Annotated in this window: 18 protein-coding genes; 5 read left to right on the top strand and 13 right to left on the bottom strand. The window is 72.2% G+C overall.

Annotated features, from left to right (window positions below):
• Positions 1-53: 53 nt before the first annotated feature.
• On the top strand, positions 54-1457 hold the full coding sequence (lpdA, locus tag ABTY59_RS07975; RefSeq protein ID WP_352018045.1) for a dihydrolipoyl dehydrogenase: 1404 nt from the start codon (positions 54-56) through the stop codon (positions 1455-1457).
• 137 nt (positions 1458-1594) lie between these two features.
• A complete protein-coding gene (locus ABTY59_RS07970) occupies positions 1595-2212 on the top strand; it encodes a rhomboid-like protein (RefSeq protein ID WP_352018494.1) in 618 nt (205 codons plus the stop codon).
• Between the two features lie 132 nt (positions 2213-2344).
• Here ABTY59_RS07970 and ABTY59_RS07965 read toward each other — a convergent pair whose 3' ends face one another.
• The 9 genes from ABTY59_RS07965 to ABTY59_RS07925 form a co-directional block, all read right to left on the bottom strand.
• Positions 2345-3151, bottom strand: coding sequence for an HAD family hydrolase (locus tag ABTY59_RS07965; protein ID WP_352018044.1), 807 nt, complete (start codon positions 3149-3151; stop codon positions 2345-2347).
• Positions 3148-4437, bottom strand: coding sequence for a serine--tRNA ligase (gene serS, locus ABTY59_RS07960; RefSeq protein WP_352018043.1), 1290 nt, complete (start codon positions 4435-4437; stop codon positions 3148-3150). Before serS ends, ABTY59_RS07965 begins: the two co-directional genes overlap by 4 nt.
• A 486-nt stretch (positions 4438-4923) precedes the next feature.
• Positions 4924-5859, bottom strand: a complete 936-nt coding sequence (pheA, locus tag ABTY59_RS07955; RefSeq protein WP_352018042.1) for a prephenate dehydratase — start codon at positions 5857-5859, stop codon at positions 4924-4926.
• A 90-nt stretch (positions 5860-5949) separates the two neighbouring features.
• A complete protein-coding gene (gene efeB, locus ABTY59_RS07950; RefSeq protein WP_352018041.1) occupies positions 5950-7206 on the bottom strand; it encodes an iron uptake transporter deferrochelatase/peroxidase subunit in 1257 nt (418 codons plus the stop codon).
• A 5-nt stretch (positions 7207-7211) separates the two neighbouring features.
• Positions 7212-9209, bottom strand: a complete 1998-nt coding sequence (locus ABTY59_RS07945) for a copper resistance protein CopC (protein WP_352018040.1) — start codon at positions 9207-9209, stop codon at positions 7212-7214.
• Between the two features lie 24 nt (positions 9210-9233).
• Positions 9234-9710: a copper chaperone PCu(A)C gene (locus ABTY59_RS07940; protein WP_352018039.1), complete on the bottom strand. Its 477-nt coding sequence runs from the start codon at positions 9708-9710 to the stop codon at positions 9234-9236.
• Complete coding sequence (locus ABTY59_RS07935) at positions 9707-10426, bottom strand: SCO family protein (RefSeq protein ID WP_352018038.1); 720 nt, start codon at positions 10424-10426, stop codon at positions 9707-9709. Before ABTY59_RS07935 ends, ABTY59_RS07940 begins: the two co-directional genes overlap by 4 nt.
• 36 nt (positions 10427-10462) lie before the next feature.
• The gene (locus ABTY59_RS07930; protein ID WP_352018037.1) at positions 10463-11224 is read right to left on the bottom strand and encodes a YcnI family copper-binding membrane protein; all 762 of its coding nucleotides are present in this window, start codon (positions 11222-11224) and stop codon (positions 10463-10465) included.
• 126 nt (positions 11225-11350) lie between these two features.
• Positions 11351-12133 carry a hypothetical protein gene (locus tag ABTY59_RS07925; RefSeq protein ID WP_352018036.1) on the bottom strand — a complete coding sequence of 261 codons (783 nt, stop codon included), beginning with the start codon at positions 12131-12133 and terminating at the stop codon, positions 11351-11353.
• Between the two features lie 204 nt (positions 12134-12337).
• On the opposite strand from ABTY59_RS07925, the gene ABTY59_RS07920 reads away from it, so the two are divergent.
• The gene (locus tag ABTY59_RS07920; protein ID WP_352018035.1) at positions 12338-12781 is read left to right on the top strand and encodes an ATP-binding protein; all 444 of its coding nucleotides are present in this window, start codon (positions 12338-12340) and stop codon (positions 12779-12781) included.
• Positions 12782-12854: 73 nt separating this feature from the next.
• On the opposite strand, the gene ABTY59_RS07915 is transcribed toward ABTY59_RS07920, so the two are convergent.
• Complete coding sequence (locus ABTY59_RS07915; protein WP_352018034.1) at positions 12855-14321, bottom strand: aminopeptidase P family protein; 1467 nt, start codon at positions 14319-14321, stop codon at positions 12855-12857.
• 103 nt (positions 14322-14424) lie between these two features.
• Positions 14425-15876, bottom strand: coding sequence for a PP2C family protein-serine/threonine phosphatase (locus ABTY59_RS07910; protein WP_403537232.1), 1452 nt, complete (start codon positions 15874-15876; stop codon positions 14425-14427).
• Positions 15877-16398: 522 nt separating this feature from the next.
• Here ABTY59_RS07910 and ABTY59_RS07905 point away from each other — a divergent pair.
• Together ABTY59_RS07905 and ABTY59_RS07900 are read left to right on the top strand one after the other, a co-directional pair.
• Positions 16399-17079 carry a bifunctional DNA primase/polymerase gene (locus ABTY59_RS07905; protein ID WP_352018033.1) on the top strand — a complete coding sequence of 227 codons (681 nt, stop codon included), beginning with the start codon at positions 16399-16401 and terminating at the stop codon, positions 17077-17079.
• A 142-nt stretch (positions 17080-17221) separates the two neighbouring features.
• Positions 17222-17812, top strand: coding sequence for a hypothetical protein (locus ABTY59_RS07900; protein ID WP_352018032.1), 591 nt, complete (start codon positions 17222-17224; stop codon positions 17810-17812).
• Between the two features lie 221 nt (positions 17813-18033).
• Here the strand turns inward: ABTY59_RS07900 and ABTY59_RS07895 are convergent, their stop codons facing one another.
• Positions 18034-19011, bottom strand: coding sequence for a DUF5926 family protein (locus ABTY59_RS07895; protein ID WP_352018031.1), 978 nt, complete (start codon positions 19009-19011; stop codon positions 18034-18036).
• A 302-nt stretch (positions 19012-19313) separates the two neighbouring features.
• A complete protein-coding gene (locus ABTY59_RS07890) occupies positions 19314-19916 on the bottom strand; it encodes an ATP-binding protein (protein ID WP_352018030.1) in 603 nt (200 codons plus the stop codon).
• Between the last annotated feature and the right edge of the window lie 56 nt (positions 19917-19972).

The raw sequence follows: 19972 nt of genomic DNA, 5'->3' as shown, positions 1-19972 counted from the left end.
TACTGTGGGGCCGTACGCGGACCGAACACCCTCACCACCCTCGGGAGTCAGTCATGTCAGACCGCTTCGACGTCGTCGTACTCGGAGCTGGCCCCGGCGGCTACGTCGCCGCCATCCGCGCCGCCCAGCTGGGCAAGCGGGTCGCGGTCGTCGAGGAGAAGTACTGGGGCGGTGTCTGCCTGAACGTCGGCTGCATCCCCACCAAGGCGCTGCTGCGCAACGCCGAGCTCGCCCACATCTTCAACCACGAGGCGAAGACCTTCGGCATCAAGGTCGACGGCACCGTCTCCTTCGACTACGGCGAGGCCTTCCGCCGCAGCCGCTCGGTCGCGGACGGCCGCGTCAAGGGCGTCCACTTCCTGATGAAGAAGAACGGCATCACCGAGTTCAACGGCCGGGGCACCTTCCTCGACGCGAACACCCTCCAGGTGGCCAAGGCCGACGGCACCTCGGAGACGATCACCTTCGAGAACTGCATCATCGCCACCGGCGCCACCCCGCGTCTGCTCCCGGGCACGGCCCTCAGCGACCGCGTCGTCTCGTACGAGCAGCAGATCCTCGCCGAGGACGCCCCGAAGTCGATCGTCATCGCCGGCGCCGGCGCCATCGGCATCGAGTTCGCGTACGTGCTGAACAACTACGGCACCAAGGTCACGATCGTCGAGTTCCTCGACCGCGTCGCCCCGCTGGAGGACGAGGAGGTCTCGAAGGAGCTGGCGAAGCAGTACCGCAAGCTCGGCATCGACGTCCTGACCTCCACCCGTGTCGAGGCCATCGACGAGTCCGGCCCGCAGGTCCGCGTCACCGTCACCGGCAAGGACGGCGTCCAGAAGGTCCTGGAGGCCGACAAGGTCCTCCAGGCCATCGGCTTCGCCCCGAACGTCTCCGGCTACGGCCTGGAGAACACCGGTGTCGCCCTGACCGAGCGCGGTGCCATCGACGTCGACGGCCGCTGCCGCACCTCCGTGCCGCACATCTACGCCATCGGCGACGTCACCGCGAAGCTGATGCTCGCGCACACCGCCGAGGCCATGGGCGTCATCGCGGCCGAGACCATCGGGGACGCCGAGACGATGGAGCTCGACTACCCGATGATCCCGCGCGCCACCTACTGCCAGCCGCAGATCGCCAGCTTCGGCTGGACCGAGGCGCAGGCCCGCGAGAAGGGCTACGACGTCAAGGTCGCCAAGTTCCCGTTCGTCGCGAACGGCAAGGCGCACGGCCTCGGCGACGCCACCGGCTTCGTCAAGATCGTCGCCGACGGGACGCACGGCGAGATCATCGGCGCCCACCTGATCGGCCCCGACGTCACCGAGCTGCTGCCCGAGCTGACCCTGGCCCAGCAGTGGGACCTCACGGTCCACGAGGTCGCCCGGAACGTGCACGCGCACCCGACGCTGGGCGAGGCCGTGAAGGAAGCGATCCACGGCATTGCCGGACACATGATCAATTTCTGAGGTTTCTCCCAGCCCGGGGTGATAGGCACTGAAAGGTGCCGAGCAAAACCTCTCAGGGGGCGAACCCGCCGGGGGAAACCCCTCCGGGCGAAACCCCTCCGGGCGAAACCCCTCCGGGTGGCGAACCGTCCCGACCGATCAGGTCGTGGGTGCGTTCGTCACCCGGTACGCATGTGTGGCTGGCGGTCATCGCGATCACCAGCCTCGTCATCGCGCTCTCCCCGCACGGTCTGGAGACCTATCTCCTGCACCGCAACAGCAGCAATCTCCACCAGCTCGCGCACCACCCCATGCGGGCCCTGCTGGGCAGTGCGTTCTGGATCGAGAACCCGGCCGACCTGCTCCTCTACGCGGTGCTCTTCGAGGTCTTCCACGCTCCCGTGGAGCGCTGGCTCGGCACCCCGAAGTGGCTCTTCACCGTCGCCACCGCGCACATCGCGGCCACGCTCATCAGCCAGCAGGTGGTCCTGGCCGCCATCCAGCTCCACGACGTGCCGCGCAGCATGGCCCACGTCGTCGACATCGGGGTCAGCTACGGCCTCGCCGCCTCGGCCGGGATCCTGACGTACCGGCTGCCCACGCCCTGGCGCTGGCTCTACCTGGCCGCCGTGCTCGCCTTCTTCCTCGTCCCGCTCGCCGCCGACCGCACCTACACCGACCTCGGCCACGCGATCTCGCTGGCCATCGGCCTGGCCTGCTACCCGCTGACCCGGGAAAAACCAGTGGAGCCCGAACATCGGCCCGGCGCACACTAGTTGCACGCGGGGGACACGGGGGATCCCCCGGGTGCGGCCGCTTCGAGCGCGCGGACCCCAATCCGCGCGGGCCGCGACCCACGAAGGCCCGCTCCCCTGAGGGGAGCGGGCCTTCGTACGGTTCTCGCGAGGTCAGGCGGACAGCAGGCGCTCCAGGACGACCGCGATGCCGTCCTCCTCGTTCGACAGCGTCACCTCGTCCGCGACCGCCCGCAGCTCCTCGTGCGCGTTGCCCATGGCCACGCCGTGCGCCGCCCAGCCGAACATCGGGATGTCGTTCGGCATGTCGCCGAAGGCGATCGTCTCCGCGGCCTTCACGCCGAGCCGGCGCGCGGCGAGCGAGAGGCCGGTCGCCTTGCTCAGGCCGAGCGGGAGGATCTCCACGATCCCGGGCCCCGCCATGACGACGTCCACGAGCCCGCCGACGGTCTCCCGCGCGGCGCGGGTCAGCTCGTCGTCGCCCAGCGTCGGGTGCTGGAGGTACAGCTTGGTCAGCGGCGCCGACCACAGCTCCGCCGGGTCCTCGTACGCCACGTACGGCAGGGGCCCCTCCTGGGCGCGGTAACCGGGCCCCATCAGGACCTCGCCGTCCAGACCGTCACGGCTGGCGGCCAGCGCCAGCGGGCCGACCTCCGCCTCGATCTTGGAGAGGGCGAGCCCCGCGAGCTGCCGGTCCAGGGTCAGCGAGGTCAGCAGCCGGTGCTCACCGGCGTGGTAGACCTGTGCGCCCTGCCCGCACACCGCGATCCCCTGGTAGCCGAGGTCGTCGAGGATGTGCCGGGTCCAGGGCACCGCCCGGCCGGTGACCACGATGTGCGCGGCACCCGCCGCCGTCGCGGCGGCGAGCGCGTCCCGGGTGCGGTCCGAGACGGACTCGTCGGCCCGCAGCAGCGTGCCGTCGAGGTCCGTCGCGACCAAGCGGTAGGGGAAGGGGCTCACTTGGCGATCGGCTCCAGGACCTCACGGCCGCCGAGGTACGGGCGCAGGACCTCGGGCACCCGGACCGAACCGTCGGCCAGCTGGTGGTTCTCCAGGATCGCCACGATGGTGCGCGGTACGGCGCACAGCGTGCCGTTCAGGGTGGCCAGCGGCTGCACGGTCTTCTTGCCGTCCTTCTCCTCGCGCATGCGGACGGAGAGGCGACGGGCCTGGAAGCCGTCGCAGTTGGAGGCGGAGGTCAGCTCGCGGTACTTGCCCTGCGTCGGGATCCACGCCTCGCAGTCGAACTTGCGGGAGGCGGAGGAGCCGAGGTCACCGGTGGCGACGTCGATGACCTGGAACGGCAGCTCCAGCGAGGTCAGCCACTGCTTCTCCCACTCCAGGAGCCGCTTGTGCTCGTTCTCCGCGTCCTCGGGCGCGACGTACGAGAACATCTCGACCTTGTCGAACTGGTGGACGCGGAAGATGCCCCGGGTGTCCTTGCCGTACGTGCCGGCCTCGCGGCGGAAGCAGGGCGAGAAGCCCGCGTACCGCAGCGGCAGCTTGTCGGCCTCGATGATCTCGTCCATGTGGTACGCGGCGAGGGGCACCTCGGACGTGCCGACGAGGTAGTAGTCGTCCTTCTCCAGGTGGTACACGTTCTCCGCGGCCTGGCCGAGGAAGCCGGTGCCCTCCATGGCGCGCGGACGGACCAGCGCCGGGGTCAGCATGGGGATGAAGCCGGCCTCGGTGGCCTGGGCGATCGCGGCGTTGACCAGGGCGAGCTCCAGGAGCGCGCCGACGCCGGTCAGGTAGTAGAAGCGCGAGCCGGAGACCTTGGCGCCCCGCTCGACGTCGATGGCGCCGAGCGCCTCGCCCAGCTCCAGGTGGTCCTTGGGCTCGAAGCCCTCGGCCGCGAAGTCGCGGATGGTGCCGTGCGTCTCCAGGACGACGAAGTCCTCCTCGCCGCCGACCGGGACGTCCGTGTGGACGATGTTGCCGAGCTGGAGCAGCAGTCGCCTGGCCGTCTCGTCGGCCTCGTTCTGCTCGGCCTCTGCGGCCTTGACGTCGGTCTTGAGCTGCTCGGCCTTCTGCAGGAGCTCGGCGCGCTCCTCGGGTGTGGCCTTGGGGATCAGCTTGCCGAGCGCCTTCTGCTCGGATCGGAGCTCGTCGAAGCGGACGCCGGACGACCTGCGCCGCTCATCGGCGGAGAGCAGGGCGTCGACGAGCGCGACGTCCTCTCCACGGGCGCGCTGGGAGGCGCGAACACGGTCGGGGTCCTCACGGAGCAGGCGAAGGTCAATCACCCCACCAGGCTACCGGTGCGCGTTCCCCCGCCCCCACCGGATAAGGGCGCGCGTGTTGTTTTGCCCGAATTGAGACGCGTGGAAATGACGTGAGTCAGGTCGCCGCATTCACTTATCCACAGGCTGTGCGGAAGATCTGTGGACTACGGAGAGGCTCACGCGGATTTCCCTCGTCGCGCCTGGGAATTCCGTGATCAAACACCATTGACGCACTCATTTGGGTGGGAATTGCTCGCTCCAACGAGTGGGACGGCAGAGGGGTGCTGACGAGGGCGTCAGGGCTGCGCTGTGGACGGCGCACGGAGTGGCGGGGGGTGAGTGGGCCGATTTGTCGACCTTGTCTCGATGCGGTGTCGACTTGTCCCCAGGCATCGCCGGAGCCTGTGGATAACCTCTGTGGGTAACTGAAAAGTATGCAGGTAGGACTAGTGGTTCGTACCTGTGGACGAACGCTCCCACCGCCGGGAGCGTTCGGTCACCATCGGATCAGGCCCGACCGTCCTGGGCCCTCGCCAGCCAGTCGGAGGCCTCCATGAACTCCCCGTCCGAAGTCCCGCGCCGCAGCGCCCGCACGTCCTCGACCGCGACACCCGCCCGAGGGTACGAGCCGAGGAAGCGCACCTTGGGGCAGATCCGCTTGAGGCCCATCAGCGCCTCGCCCACCCGCCGGTCCGAGATATGGCCCTCGGCGTCCACGGCGAAGCAGTAGTTCCCGATCCCCGCCCCCGTGGGCCGGGACTGGATCAGCATCAGGTTCACCCCGCGCACCGCGAATTCCTGGAGCAGTTCGAGGAGGGCACCCGGATGATCGTCACCCAGCCACAGCACCACCGAGGTCTTGTCGGCGCCCGTCGGGGCCGCCGGCCGGGCCGGCCGGCCCACGAGCACGAAGCGCGTCTCGGCGTTCTCCGCGTCGTGGATCTCCGTCACCAGGGCTTCCAGGCCGTACGTGGCCGCCGCGAACTCCCCGGCGAACGCCGCGTCGAACCGGCCCTCCTGGACCAGCCGGGCCCCGTCCGCGTTGGAGGCGGCCGACTCCCACACCGCCTCGGGCAGGTGCGCCCGCAGCCAGTTCCGGAGCTGGGGCTGGGCGACCGGGTGCCCCGTCACCGTCTTGATCTCCGAGAGCTTGGTCCCGGGCCGGACGAGCAGGGCGAAGGCGATCGGCAGGAGCACCTCGCGGTAGATCATCAACGGCTCGCCGGAGGCCAGCTCGTCCAGGGTCGCGGTCACCCCGCCCTCGACCGAGTTCTCGATCGGGACGAGCGCCGCGGCGGCCTCACCGTTCCGCACGGCGTCGAGGGCGGCCGGGACCGAGACCATCGGGACGAGCTCCCGCGTCGCGGCCTCGGGCAGCGTGCGCAGCGCCGCCTCAGTGAAGGTGCCTTCGGGGCCGAGATAGGTGTACCGGGTGGCGGACATACCGTCACCCTAATGCTCGCCCGGGGAGCGGGCCGCCCCCCGAGCGAGGCCTCTCACCCCTCGGACGGAGGCGCGCTCCGGCCGGGCCGTTCACGCCTCCAGAAGGCGCTGGCCCACGTATTCGCCCTCGGCGGGGCCACCCGGGACGGCGAAGAGCCCGCTCGCCTCGTGCCGGATGAACGCGGACAGCGCGTCGCCCCGGTCGAGCTTGCGCTGCACCGGGACGAAGCCCCGGAGCGGGTCCGCCTGCCAGCAGACGAAGAGGAGGCCCGCGTCCGGTGTCCCGTCCGCCCCGATCCCGTCGTGGAAGGAGAACGGCCTGCGCAGCATCGCCGCCCCGCCGTTCTGTTCGGGGGCGGAGATCCTGGAGTGGGCGTTGTCCGGGATGACCGTCTTCCCGTCCGGTCCCCGCTTGTCCAGGTCGAGCTCGGTGGTCTCGGTGCCGCCGGTCAGCGGGGCACCGTCGGACTTCCGCCGCCCGATCACCTTCTCCTGCCGGTCCAGCGGCAGCTTCTCCCAGTCGTCGAGCAGCATCCGGATCCGGCGCACCACCGCGTAGGAACCGCCGGCCATCCACTCCTGCGCCCCGCCCGCAGGGACGAAGATCCGCCGGTCGAAGTCCGGGTCGGAGGGCTTCGGGTTGCCCGTGCCGTCGACCTGGCCCATCAGATTGCGGGCCGTCATGGGCTTCGCCGTGGCACCGGCCGAGCGGTTGAATCCGTTCATCTGCCAGCGCACCCGGGCCGCGTCCCCCGCGTCCTTCTGGAGGGCGCGCAGCGCGTGGAAGGCGACGAGCGCGTCGTCGGCGCCGATCTGCACCCACAGGTCGCCCTCGGAGCGCCGGGGGTCCAGGGCGTCGGCGGAGAAGGCCGGCAGCGGGTCGAGCCCGGCGGGGCGGCGCGAGGTGAGCCCGGTGCGGTCGAAGAAGGTGCGGCCGAAGCCGAAGGTGACCGTGAGGGAGGACGGGCCCGCGTCGAGCGCGACACCGGTGTCCTGCGCCGGGGCCTTGCCCGACATCAGCACCTTCGCCGTGGCCGACCAGCGGCGCAGCAGGGCGGCGGCCTCCTTGCGCCCGGCGCCCGGAGCGAGGTCGAAGGCCACCAGATGGCCCCGGGACTGGAGAGGGGTGGTGATGCCCGCCTGGTGTTTCCCGTGAAACGTCACCGCGGTCGAGCCGACGGTGGTCAGGGCGGGGGCGCCCCCCGCCCCGACGGTGTCGTCGCCGGGCAGGGCCGCGGCGATCCCGGCGCCGCCGGCCGCACCGACGACGAGGCCGGCCGCGCCCGCCGCGCCGACGGTGCCGAGCAGGCGCCGCCGGGAGAGCTGAAGGTTGTCGCTGTCGGTCACGTGGCTCAGCCGATCTTCACGTTCTTGTCGATGGTGGTCTGGTCGATCTCGGACGTACGGACGGTCACCTGGATCTTCCATTCGCCCGGCATCGGGATCTGGACGCCGCTCGCGCTCCAGTGTCCGGTCTGGATCCGGTCGGGGGCGACGGGCAGCGGGCCCACGTCCTTCGCCTCCAGGGTGAGGGCGACCTTGATCTCGGGGACGTCGAGCGGCTTGCCGTTGGGGCGCTCGACGAAGATGTGGAGCGCGTTGGCGCCGGTGCGGCCGGGATCGAGGCTGAGACGGACGACGCCCTTGCCGTCGACGCCGCCGGTGTCGAAGGGCAGACGGATGTCGACGGGCCGGTCGGGCACGGCGGCCGGGCCGGAGGCGGAGGTGGACCGACCGGCCTCCTCCTCGGTGCGGCCGGGCTCGGTCGAGGTGAGCACGGTGGTCACGGCGAGAAGGACGACCGCGACGGCGGCCTCGGTCAGCACCGAGCGGCGCAGACCGGACCGCTCGGGGTCGGCGTCGCGCTCCCGCTTGCGCGTGGCGGTGGCGACGGCGGCGCGCTGCCGGGCGAGCTGCGCGGCCCGCTCGGGAGCGACCGCCTCGTCCGCCTCGTCCGTTTCGGAGGTCCCGCGTTCCACGTCCGCCGCGTCGGCCTCAGCCGTCTCGGTCCCGTGTTCCTCGTCCGCCTCGACCGCCTCGTCCGCCTCGGCGGTCCCGCGTTCCTCGTCCGCCGCGTCGGCTTCCCTCTCGTCCGTGGCACGGGGCGCGGGGTCCGCCAGGCGCTGGGTCCAGCGGCGGGAGATCCAGGCGATGCCGATGAGCACCGCCATGAGGCCGATCTTGACCAGGAGCAGCTGGCCGTACCGGGTCCCGGTCAGGGCCGACCAGGAGCCCACCTGGCGCCAGGACTGGTAGAGCCCGGTGGCCGCGAGGACGGCCACGGAGCCGAAGGCCACCTTGGAGAAGCGCTCGACGGCGGAGCGTTCGAGGGACGGCGCCCGGTAGAGGGCGACGAGGAGCACGGTGAGGCCGCCGAGCCAGGCGGCGACGGCGAGGAGGTGCAGGATGTCGACGGGCATGGCGATGCCGGGCTGGAGACCGGTCGAGGCGTGCTCGGCCAGGGCCCAGGTACCGGCGATGCCGGCGGCGACGACCGTGCCGCCGAGGCCGAGTCCGAAGGCGAGGTCCTTCCGCTCCTTCGGGTCGGTCCGGCGGGCGTAGGCGCCGAAGAGGACGGCCACGAAGAGCGCGGCCGCGCCGAGCAGCAGCAGCCGGGAGGTGAGCGCGGCGCCGGTCTTGGTCTCCAGGACGGCCTTCAGGCCCGCCAGGTCGAAGGCGTCGGCGAGCTTTCCGGAGCCGGTGTAGGGGTTGCGCAGGAGCAGCATCGCCAGGGTGGCGCCGGTGAGGGTCAGCCAGCCGCGGACGACCGTCTGCTGGACGGGGCGGACGCCCGCGCCGCGCGGCCAGCAGGCCAGGACGAAGGCGCCGCCGCCGACGAGGACGGCGAAACCGGCGTACGAGAGGTAGCGGGCGATGCCGTAGAGGGCGCCGACGAGGCCGCCGCCGGGCGCCTGGTCGGGCAGGGCGACGGAGGTCGTGGAGGGGGCGCCGATGGAGAAGGTGAAGGCACCGGCGATGGGGTGGCTGTCGGCCGAGACGGTCTGCCAGGCCACGGTGTACGTGCCGTCGGGCAGTCCGGCGCGGAGCCCCACCCCGTACCGGACGACGGAGCCACTGCACAGGTCGCGGATCTCGCCGGTGTCGGCCCGGCGGCCCGACGGGTCGAGGACCCGGATGGAGTCGGGGCTCATGGCGACCTGTTCGGAGAAGGTCAGATTGACCTCCTTGGGGGCGGTGGCGACCACCGCCCCGTCCTTCGGGTCGCTGCCGGTGAGCGCCGCGTGCGCGGAGGCGGGGGCGGCGCCGGCGAGCAGCGTGCCGAGCAGCGCGGCCGCGAGGATCAGCAGCCGGGCCAGGGCGTTGCCGAGGCGCGGGGCGGTGGTTGTCATCTCTGTGTCACTCCGTCAACGAGCTCAGTGCTGCTGCGGGTTGTGGTTGGGTGCTTCGACGGGCACGTCGACCTTGATGGGGTCGGACTTCTCGAAGTGCAGCTCGATGCTGACCTTCTCGCCCTGCTTGGGCTTCTTCTTCAGCTCCATGAACATGATGTGGTTGCCACCGCGTTCGAGCTTCAGCTCCCCGTTCGCGGGGATGTCGAAGGACGTCACCTGCTGCATCTTCTGGTTCTTCGTCTCGTGGATCGTGACGTCGTCCGAGAGGGGGCTGGTGACCGAGGTGAGCTTGTCCGCGGTGGCGCTGTCGTTCTTGATGGTGAGGAAGCCGCCGGCCATGTCCATCACCGGCTGCGGCATGAACGCCCCGCTGACCTCCAGCTTCGGCTTGCCGTCCGCGGAGGGGCCCTCCGCGGAGCTGTCCGAGGAGCACCCGGTCAGCGCGAGGGCGGCGGCGAGGGCCACGGCGGCGGACAGGGCGGTGGTGCGGCGGTTCACGGGTTCTCCCCCTTGATGATCTTCGGCAGGTCCTTGGCGTAGTCGTCGACGGTCGCGTCCTCGCCGTACAGGACGTAGCCCTGGTCGGTGGTGGGCGAGAAGGCGATCACCTGGGCTCCGTGCATGGAGACGACGTTGCCCTCCTTGTCCTTCGTCGGCGGGTCGATGCCGATGCCGATCTGCCGGGCTCCCGCCTGGATGGCGGAGAAGTCGCCGGTGAGGCCGGTGAAGGACGGGTCGCCGGCGGCGGGCAGCCACTTGGCGAGCTCGGCGGAGGTGTCCCGCTCGGGGTCCGTGGTGACGAAGACGACCTGGAGCTTGTCCTGGTCGGCCTTGGACAGCTGCTTCTTGGCGATGGCGATGTTGCTCATCGTCAGGGGGCAGACGTCGGGGCAGTGCGTGTAGCCGAAGTAGATGAGGGTCGGCTTGCCCTTGGTCCGTTCCCGCAGGTCGTACTTCTGGCCCTTGGTGTCGGTGAGGACGAGCGCGGGCTTGGTGAACGGCCGGTCGAGGACGGTGGCCGCCTTGGTGGAGTCGGAGCCGCCGGAGACCTCGGCGACCGCCGAACCGGAGCCCGACGGCTTGTCGTCGTTGCCGCCGAGGCCGACCGCGGCGGTGATGCCGAGGGCGGCCACGATCGCGACGGCCGCGATGACCAGGGGCGTGCGCCGCCCGGGACGGGCCGGTGCCGTCCCGGGCGTCTTCTCTTCAGACATGGTGCTTCTTCCGGATATCGGGTGAGGGTGCGGCCGTCAGGCCGAGCGGCGGCGGCCGGCGAGGACGCCGAAGGCGACACCGGCGACACCCACGAGGATGCCGACGACACCGAGGACGCGGGCCGTGGTGTCGGTGGCGGAGGAGGGCGAAGCGGTCTCCTCGTGGCCCGCCGCCTTGTCGTCGTGACCGGCCTTCTCGTCGGTGCCCGCGGAGGCGGACGGAGCGGCGCCGCCGTGGTGGTCGGCGGAGGCGGCGGAGAGCTTGAGGACGGGGGCCGGGTTCTGCGGCTCCTCCGCGCCCTCCTTCTGCTCCTCGATCCAGCGCACGACCTCCTTGTTGTCGTACGTCTGGATCGCCTTGAGGACCAGCTCGTCGGTGTCCTCCGGCAGCTGGCCGAGGGAGAGCGGGAACTGCTGGAACTGGCCGGGGCCGATCTTCGAGCCGTCGGCGGTCCAGGTGACCTTGGAGACGGCCTCGTTGATCTTCTTGCCGTGCAGCTCAAGCGGCTTGCTGAGCTTGCTCTTGGTGACCTCGGCCTTCCAGCCGGAGATGGGCTCCGGCATGACGGAGGCCAGCGGGTGGTCGAGCGGGAAGTTGACCTCCAGCTTCACGGTGGAGGCGTTGTCGCGCTCGTTCGGGACCTTGATGTTCACGGTCGCGTAGCCGCCCTTGGCCGCCTCGCCCTGCGGCTGCACGCTGACGTGCGCGAAGGCGGTGCCGGACAGCAGCACCACGGAGGAGAGGGCGATGCCGCCGGCGAGGGCGACGCGGGTGGCGGAGACACGGGAAACGGTCATGGCAGAAGACACTCCAGCTCGGAAAGGTCACGGTGGTGGACGCGTCCGGCACGCCGGGGGACAGGGGTCCCGGGCGGGCGTGCGGACGCACGCGGCCCACTCCCGTCGAGCGGTGAGCGGTCCGCGTCAGGCTGCGAGGACGCAGTCGGCGGCCGGGGGGCCGCGCCTGATCACCGTGTGCTGAAGGGCCTCGGCCACCGGCGGCGGCGAGGGGTCCGAGGGCGCCCGGAGGGCCCGCCGCGGTCCCGTGCCGGGTGCCGTCGGCAGTCCGGCGAGCAGCGCCCGTACGAGACGGAGCGCGGCGCGCAGGGACCGTACGAGCGCGCCTTCGGCGAGTTCCGTCGCGCCCTGCTCGGACAGCTCGACGAGCCGGCCGAGGGCGTGGTCGCCGCGCCGGAGGAGCCAGCCCGTGGCCAGGGCGGCCACGAGGTGGCCGAGGAGCATGGGCAGCCCGGGCAGCAGCTCGCCCGAGGGCGCCGTCACCAGGGCGGCCGCGTGTCCCATGTGGGCGTGCGAGGCGGCCGGGTCGAGCCCCGCGTCGGTGAGGACGCGGGTGGCGTCGGTGGGGCTGAGGGACGCCGTCCCCGCTCCGCAGACCAGCCGGGCGGCCATCCGGACGAGGGCGTCGTCGGCCTGGCCGCTCAGGGCGAGCTGCCGCTGGCCGAGTCCGAAGAGGAGGTGGAGGCCGAGCTGCCCGCCGGCGAGGGCACCGACGACGAAGCCGAGGGAGCGTTCCCGTCCGGCGAAGAGGACGGTCACCCCGAAGACGCCGAGGAGACCGGCGACGACGGTCCACAGGGCGATGCCCGCGCAGGCGGCGAGGGCGTGTCCCAACGCGGACAGCACGACGCAGACCGCGGTGAACACCGCGGCCCTCAGCAGCCGTGGAGCGAGCGCGGGGGCAGTCATGGCGCGCCCATCATCGCACCACGCGCCCCACCGCCATGAGGCAGGTCCGGAAGGTCGTTCTTGGGCCTCTTCGCGGTGACATACACCGGCGCGCCCGCCCTCTGCATCCGCCGATCGAGCGCTCTTGACGCCTCGGGGCGCTTACGGAGCGTCCGCTCCGGCAATACGTATCGGTATGTCGAGCCGCTGCCGGGAGGCTGGAGCATGAGCATCTGGTGGTCACTCCATCTGCGGCGCGAGGCCGCGAGCGTGCCCCTGGCGCGAAGGCTTCTGCTGGGCACGATGGAGACGGCGGGCGTCGATCCCGACGTGTCGTACGAGTTGTCGGTCGCGCTGACCGAGGCGTGTGCCAACGCCGTCGAGCACGGCGGGGGCGAGGGCTCCCGCCCGGAGGGCGCGTACCGGGTGACGGCGTACCTGGACGGCGAGACCTGCCGCATCGAGGTCGCCGACTCGGGCCCCGGCTTTCCCGGGACGGCCGCTCCGGCGGCCCCCGCGGACGACGCCGAGCACGGCCGGGGGCTGCGGCTGATCGAGGAGCTGGCGGATCACGTCCAGTTCGGCAACCGCTCGGGCCGGGGCGGTGCCGTGGTCAGCTTCGACAAGATCCTGAAGTGGCGGGACAGCCCGTCGCTGCTTCTGGCCTGACGTCCCCGGGGACGGGGGAAGGGCCCCCGCCGGTCGGTCGGCGGGGGCCCTTCGGTTCCAACGTACGCGGAGATCAGCCCTTCAGCGCGGCCATCCACGCCTCGACCTCTTCGGCGCGGCGCGGCAGCGCGTCCGAGAGGTTCCGGTTGCCGTCCTCGGTCACGAGGATGTCGTCCTCGATCCGGACGCCGATGCCGCGGTACTCCTCCGGCACGCTCAGGTCGTCGGCCTGGAAGTAGAGGCCCGGCTCGACGGTCAGGCACATGCCCGGCTCCAGGGTGGTGTCCACGTACTTCTCGGTGCGCGCGGCGGCGCAGTCGTGGACGTCCATGCCGAGCATGTGGCCGGTGCCGTGCAGGGTCCAGCGGCGCTGGAGGCCGAGCTCCAGGACGCGCTCGACCGGGCCCTCGACGAGGCCCCACTCGACGAGCTTCTCGGCGAGGACGCGCTGGGCGGCGTCGTGGAAGTCGCGGTAGGCGGCGCCGGGCTTCACCGCGGCGATGCCGGCCTCCTGCGCCTCGTACACGGCGTCGTAGATCTTGCGCTGGATCTCGCTGTACCGGCCGTTGATCGGCAGGGTGCGGGTGATGTCGGCGGTGTAGAGCTCGGTGGTCTCCACGCCGGCGTCGAGCAGCAGCAGGTCGCCGGAGCGGACGTCGCCGTCGTTGCGCACCCAGTGCAGGGTGGTGGCGTGCGGGCCGGCGGCGCAGATGGAGCCGTAGCCGATGTCGTTGCCCTCGACGCGGGCGCGCAGGAAGAAGGTGCCCTCGATGTAGCGCTCGCTGGTGGCCTCGGCCTTGTCGAGGACCTTGACGACGTCCTCGAAGCCGCGGGCGGTGGAGGCGCAGGCCTTCTCCAGCTCGGCGACCTCGAAGGAGTCCTTGATGAGGCGGGCCTCGGAGAGGTGGACGCGGAGTTCCTCGTCGCGCTCGGCGGTGACCTTGTCGGTCAGCGCGGCCTCGATGGAGGCGTCGTGGCCGCGGACGGCGCGGACGGGGCCGGTGGCCTCCTTGAGGGCGTCGGCGAGCTCGCGCACGTCCTTGGCCGGGATGCCGAGGAGCTGCTGGGCCTCGGTGAGGGAGTGGCGGCGGCCGACCCACAGCTCGCCCTGGCCGTCGAGCCAGAACTCGCCGTTCTCGCGGTTGGAGCGCGGCAGCAGGTAGAGGGTGGCCTCGTGGCCGTCGGCGGTGGGCTCCAGGACGAGGACGCCGTCCTGGGTCTGGTCGCCGGTGAGGTACGCGTACTCGGTGGAGGCGCGGAAGGCGTACTCGGTGTCGTTCGACCGGGTCTTGAGGTTGCCGGCGGGGATCACCAGGCGCTCGCCCGGGAAGCGGGCGGACAGCGCGGCGCGGCGCGCGGCGGTCTTGTCGGCCTGCGCGATCGGGGCGAGGTCGTGCAGCTCGGTGTCGGCCCAGCCGGACTTCATGTTCTCGGCGAGCTCGTCGGACACGCCCGGGTAGAGGCCGTTCTTCCGCTGCTTGATCGCCTGCTCTTCGGTCTCGGTCTCTTCCGGGGTCTCCGGGGTGAGCTCCTCGGCCACGGGTCTGCCTCCTCTTGGTACGACACTGAACCCCCACCATCGTACGGTCGTACGGAAGGGGGCCCAGGGCCGGAAGACCCATTACCGGAGCGTCACATTCCGGTCACTCGAAGCGGGCGGCGAGCAGGACCACGTCCTCCCCGTCCACGGCCGGGTCGAGTCCCTCCGGGAGCAGCGTCCGCAGGACGTGGTCCGCGACGGCGCCCGGGTCGCCCCGGTCCGCCCTCGGCACGCTCGCGGCGGCGGCGTGCAGCCGTGCGAAGGCCCGGTCCATGGCGTCTCCGGTACGGCGCAGCAGCCCGTCCGTGTAGAGAAGCACCGTTTCTCCGGGCGCGGGGGACAGCTCCACGCTCGGCGCCTCCCAGCAGGAGAGCATCCCGAGCGGGGCGGAGAGCGAGGTCTCGACGAACTCGGTGCGGCGGTCTCCGACCACCAGCGGCGGGGCGTGCCCGGCGCCGGCGAGGACGATCCGGCGCCGGGCGGGCTCGGCGTAGGCGAAGAGCGCGGTCGCCGAGCGGGCCGGTTCGGTGAGCCGGAGCAGGAGTTCCAGGTCGGAGAGGACGGCGACGGGGTCCTCGCCCTCCATCACCGCGTACGCCCGGAGGGAGGCGCGCAGCCGGCCCATGGCGGCGAGCGCGCTGGGTCCGGTGCCGGACACGGAGCCGACGGCCAGACCGAGGGCGCCGTCGGGCAGCGGCAGCGCGTCGTACCAGTCGCCGCCGCCCGTCGGTCCCGTGCGGTGGCGGGCGGCGAGCTGGACGCCGGGGACGCGGGGGAGTCGGCTGGGGAGCAGCTCCTCGGCGACGGTGGCGACCTGGACGCTCGCGCGCTCGACCTGGAGGAGCCGGGCGAGGTGCTCGGTGGCGAAGCGGCCGTAGAGCCCGATGAGGTGGCGCTGCCGGTCGGTGGGTTCGGCGGGCTCGTCGTAGAGCCAGACGGCCGCGCCGAGCCGGCCGGCCTCCTGGGTGGCGAGCGGCAGGGCGTAGCTGGCGGCGTAGCCGAGGCGGGCGGCGACCTCGCGGTGGCGCGGGTCGAGGCCCTCCTCCGTGCGGACGTCACGGATGGCGATCGGGTCGGGGACGCGCTCCGGGTGCCCGGGATCGGGCAGGCCGTCGAGGAGGCGGCCGTAGCTGGTGGCGCCGCGCGGGACGGTCTCGATGGTGCCGAGGTCGGAGTGGGCGAGGCCGAGGCCGATGGTGCTGGTGGGGCCGTGGCCGTCGGCCGGTTCGAGGACGGCCATGCCGCGGCGGGCGCCGACGAGGGCGGCGCCGGCGCCGAGCACCTCACGGAGGGCCTCGTCGAGGGAGGCGGTCCTGATGAGGCGCTCGGTGAGTTCGTGGAGGGTGGTGAGGTCGGAGACCCAGGAGGCCAGTCGGTCCTGGATCAGGGCACCGGGTGGGAGGGCCGCGTCGGCGGGTCCTGCCGCTGCGGGGACCCCGGAGAGGGGCGACGTAGTGTGCGGGGGACCGGGAACCGTGGAATCGATTCCGGCCACTTTCGGCATGTGCGGGACGCTCATGTCAGTCGGCTTTCCGACCGGTGCGTTTGACGCCATAGCATCGCAAACCCCCATGTCATTCTGAGCCGCTCGATGCATCCACATGTACACGCACAAGAGGAACGATGTCCAGCATTGTCCCCACGGGACTTGTGGTGTCCGTGAGGTCGTGCGCAGGGGTTGAAGTGGGCGGGAAGTTGGCCGAAAATTGCCCCCGGTGTGCACCTTTTGCGGTCGACTGGCGTCGTTTGAAAGCGCGTCATTCCAAGCGTGCTGGGTACGTAAACGGTGACAGGCAGGGGCAGTTGACACCGCCCCGGAACGTGACGCGGAACCCCGGCGTCTTTCCCGCCGCAGGCCGCAACCCGCCACCGCGTGGCGGGGAACGTGTTCTGACCCGCTCCGGCTCTGACCTGGCTCCACCCGGTTCCCCCGGGACCCACCCGGCACCGGCCCGGTCCGCACCGCCCCCCGGCGGTCCGGCACCCCGCCGACGCGGCACGCGCTGATACGCACGGTGAAGAGATCTGCACATGGTGTGATGTGGATTCGGCGTTCAACGGAAAGGAACGAGCGCTCATGCGCGAGATCCTCGGAAGGCGACGCAGGCTCCGGTTCCGGCGCAAGGAGAGGACCGCACGGCTCGACGCGGCGGTCGCCTTCGCGGTCGAGTGGAACTGGCCCGTCCTGCCGGGCGCGGGCCTGAGAGCGACGACCCGTACGGCCACGGGAGTGGCCTGCTCCTGTCCCGACCCCGACTGCGTGGTGCCCGGCGCGCACCCCTACGACCCCGGGCTGCTCGCGGCCACCACCGACGAGCGCATGGTCCGCTGGTGGTGGACCCGGCGTCCGGAGGCCCCCGTGGTGCTGGCCACGGGCGGCGGCGCTCCCTGCGCGGTCAGCCTGCCCGCGGTGGCGGGCGCGCGGGCGCTCGCCGCGCTCGACGCGACGGGCATGCGGCTCGGCCCGGTGGTGGCGACCCCGACCCGCTGGTCGATCCTGGTCGCCCCGTACGGCCTCGAACGGCTGGGCGAGCTGCTGTACGCGAAGGACAGCGTGCCCAGCTCGCTGCGCTTCCACGGCGAGGGCGGCTACCTGCTGCTGCCGCCGTCGGTCGCGGGGACCGGGCAGGTCCGCTGGGAGCGGGCACCGCTCGCGGGCTCGGCCCGGCCCTGGCTGCCCGACGTCGAGGCCGTGGTCGACGCCCTCGTCGAGGCGAGCACGAGCACGCCGGGCGGCGGGAGCAGGCTGGCGTACTGACGCCCCGGACCCGCTCGTTCACCCGAACGGGTGTGTCCTGGTCCGACTTGCACGGGAAACGGGCGCGCGGCCGACCGAGCGCCCGGATCCCGCCGCTATGTTCACCCCACCGTCCGAGATCGAGCAGGAGCAGGTGGGTCCCATGAGCCCGGTCAACCTCCGTGTGGTCGGCCTCGGGACCGCCGTCACGGTCGCCGTCCTGCTGCCGCTCGTCGCGACGGCGGGCCCGACGCGGGAGCCCGGACGTCCGGCCGGAGTGGGCGCGGAGGGCGACGCGAAGGCCGGGGACCTGCTGACGGGACTCGGCCTGGGGCCCCGTACACCGGACTCCACCACCCCCGCAACCGCTTCCGCGATTCCCGAGGCGCCGGCGGCGCCCGAGCGCGTCTCGCGTTGTGGGCCGGAACTCGCCTCTCCCGATGGGGCCGAGGCGCAGACCTGTGTCCTGAGCGAGGGGCCCGACGTCTGGGCCCGCACCTACTACCGGAACGCCACCGGCCGGCAGCTGGACGCGTTCCTGACCCTCATGGGCCCCGCCGGGCGGACCGTGCGAGTGGGCTGCCCGGTCCCGGCGCAGGACGAACCGGGAACCTGTGAAACGCCCAGGGAGCGCGTGCGGGGCATGGCCACCGCCTATACGGCGGTCGCGGAATTCGCGGGGGCCGGTGAGGGCGACAGCACGCCGCTGCTGTTGCGCGCGGGGAGCAACACGGCGGACGGCGAAGGAAGTTGAACGTCGGACGCCCCGGCCCTGCCGGAAGCGGACATGGAAAGGCCCGGTCGCTGGCGACGGGGGATGCACCAGCGACCGGGCTTCCAGAACGGTAACAAGAGATCTGCTGTTCGCAAATTCGATCTCGGTTATTCGGACAGGGATTTACCCGTCCGGAGACCCGCCTTGTGGCGGAAGTCACCGACTGGTCGGTCTGTCAGTCACCGATACCACCTGGGGTATCAGCTGAGAGTCACCTGACGGTTCGTGAGGCCGCCGCGCGCCCGACGCTCCTCCGCCGTCAGCGGGGCGTCGGAGGCGAGCGCCGCGGCGAGCCGCTCGGCGAACTCGGCCGCCGGCTTCTCGCACTCCTCGGCCGTCATCGACGTCGGCAGGTCCCACACCGGCACCATCAGGCCGTGCGCCCGGAAGGAGCCGACGAGGCGGGTGTCGCCGCCGAGCGAGGTGCCCTCGCCGGCATGGAGGCGGGCGAGCGCGTCGAGGAGCTTCTCCTCCGGGTGCGGCATGACCCAGCGCAGGTGGTTCTTGTCCGGGGTCTCGCACCAGTACGCGGAGTCGACGCCCGCCAGCTTCACGGTCGGGATCGCGGCCGCGTTGGCCCGCTCCAGGGAGGCCGCGACCTCCGGGTCCGCGCCGTCCGCCGACTGCGGGATCCAGAACTCGAAGCCCGAGTGGACCTCCGGCTCGAACGGGGCGTCCGCGTCGAGCAGCTCCTGCAGACGCGGACCCTCGGCCGACACGCGGCGCGCGGGCACCGGAGTGCCCGGCTCGACCTCCAGCGCGCGCTGGAGGGTGTCGGCGAGGTCACGGGCCAGGTCGCCCGAGGTCGAGTCGTTCTGCAGGGCGAGCAGGACGGAGCCGTCGTCGCGGCGGAGCGCCGGCCACGCCATCGGCAGCACGGTCGCGAGCGTCACGGACGGCACGCCCTCGGGCAGCCCGCCCTTCAGGGTGAGCGGCACGGTGGCGGCCGGCACCAGCTCGCGGAGCGCGACCCAGTCGCACTCGCCGGGCAGGCCCTCGAAGGGGCGCTGGACGAGCTCGGTCACGGCGTGCGCGGCGGCCCGGCCGTGACACGCCTTGTAGCGGCGGCCCGAACCGCACGGGCACGGCTCGCGCGCGCCGACGACCGGGATCTCCCCGCTCGTGACCTGTGCCTGGCCGGCCTTGCCGGCCTTCGTCTGGGGGCGCTTCTTGGCCATGGTGTGGCTATCTCCCGATCGCGGCTGTGCGGAGTGCGGTGCTGTATCGGGCGCGAGCCTAGCCGCACCGGGCGCCGACGCCGTTCAGGCGGGGCGGCGGGCGCTCGGGGCCGCGGGTCCCGGATCACCGACAACGGCCGCGCCGAGCTCAGGACCTGGTTCGAGAAGCCGGTCAGGACGTCTCGTACGGCCCGGGTGCGGCCTGGAGGCCCAAGGCCTCTCGTACGGCCCGGACATCACGAGGGCGTCCAGGCACCCCGTGCCCGAACGCCCCTCTTCGTCGCGGTCGCCGCTCCTCGGCGTCAGTCCAGATCGTCGTACGCGTCGAGGAAGTCGAGGCCCGGGCCGCCGCCGACGCGCGCCGCGAAGTCCTCGCGCCGGTGCCCCTCGGTGACCACCACCCAGACCGTGACCTCGCCGGTCGCGCTGTCCCGCACGCCCCAGTCCCGGGCCAGCGCCCCGATGATGTTCAGCCCGCGGCCGCCCCGTGCCGTGACCGAGGGCGTCGACGGGACGGGCCGTGTCGGGCCACCGCCGTCGGTCACCTCGACCCGCAGGCCGCCCGCCGGGTCGACCCGCCAGGCCGCCCGTACATCGCCCTCGCCCCGCTCCGCGTGTCCCAGCGGCCTGCCGTAGCGACAGGCATTGCTGAGCAGCTCGGAAAGGATCAGTACCGCGTCGTCGACGACCGATTCGGACACCCCGCTGCGGTACAGCTCGTCCCGCATCCGGTGTCGCGCCTCACCCACGCCCGCAGGGCCATGGGGTACGGCCATGCTCGACGACGTGGGCACCTCCTGTGCCACCACCAACGCCACCCCCGAGACCTCCTTTGCCCCACGCCACCGTGTGGATGCCCCAATGGCCTGGACCGGAAACCGGCCAATCAGCGTGGGATGAGGCACTCGTGACGATCGCGTACGCGCGGAACGCGCCGGTGCACACCCTGTGAGGGCCGCTA

Source organism: Streptomyces sp. NPDC096079, assembly GCF_040303145.1.
Classification (GTDB): domain Bacteria; phylum Actinomycetota; class Actinomycetes; order Streptomycetales; family Streptomycetaceae; genus Streptomyces.
The sequence above is the reverse complement of the archived record's forward strand: the minus strand, read 5'-3'. Positions and strand labels throughout refer to the sequence as shown.

Excerpts from the sequence above, each read along its gene's own strand:
- lpdA (WP_352018045.1), top strand. The coding sequence starts at position 54 with ATGTCAGACCGCTTCGACGTCGTCGTACTCGGAGCTGGCCCCGGCGGC.
- pheA (WP_352018042.1), bottom strand. The coding sequence starts at position 5,859 with ATGTCCGCCACCCGGTACACCTATCTCGGCCCCGAAGGCACCTTCACT.
- ABTY59_RS07945 (WP_352018040.1), bottom strand. The coding sequence starts at position 9,209 with ATGACAACCACCGCCCCGCGCCTCGGCAACGCCCTGGCCCGGCTGCTG.
- ABTY59_RS07935 (WP_352018038.1), bottom strand. The coding sequence starts at position 10,426 with ATGTCTGAAGAGAAGACGCCCGGGACGGCACCGGCCCGTCCCGGGCGG.
- ABTY59_RS07930 (WP_352018037.1), bottom strand. The coding sequence starts at position 11,224 with ATGACCGTTTCCCGTGTCTCCGCCACCCGCGTCGCCCTCGCCGGCGGC.
- ABTY59_RS07925 (WP_352018036.1), bottom strand. The coding sequence starts at position 12,133 with ATGACTGCCCCCGCGCTCGCTCCACGGCTGCTGAGGGCCGCGGTGTTC.
- ABTY59_RS07920 (WP_352018035.1), top strand. The coding sequence starts at position 12,338 with ATGAGCATCTGGTGGTCACTCCATCTGCGGCGCGAGGCCGCGAGCGTG.
- ABTY59_RS07910 (WP_403537232.1), bottom strand. The coding sequence starts at position 15,876 with ATGGCGTCAAACGCACCGGTCGGAAAGCCGACTGACATGAGCGTCCCG.
- ABTY59_RS07905 (WP_352018033.1), top strand. The coding sequence starts at position 16,399 with ATGCGCGAGATCCTCGGAAGGCGACGCAGGCTCCGGTTCCGGCGCAAG.
- ABTY59_RS07900 (WP_352018032.1), top strand. The coding sequence starts at position 17,222 with ATGAGCCCGGTCAACCTCCGTGTGGTCGGCCTCGGGACCGCCGTCACG.
- ABTY59_RS07895 (WP_352018031.1), bottom strand. The coding sequence starts at position 19,011 with ATGGCCAAGAAGCGCCCCCAGACGAAGGCCGGCAAGGCCGGCCAGGCA.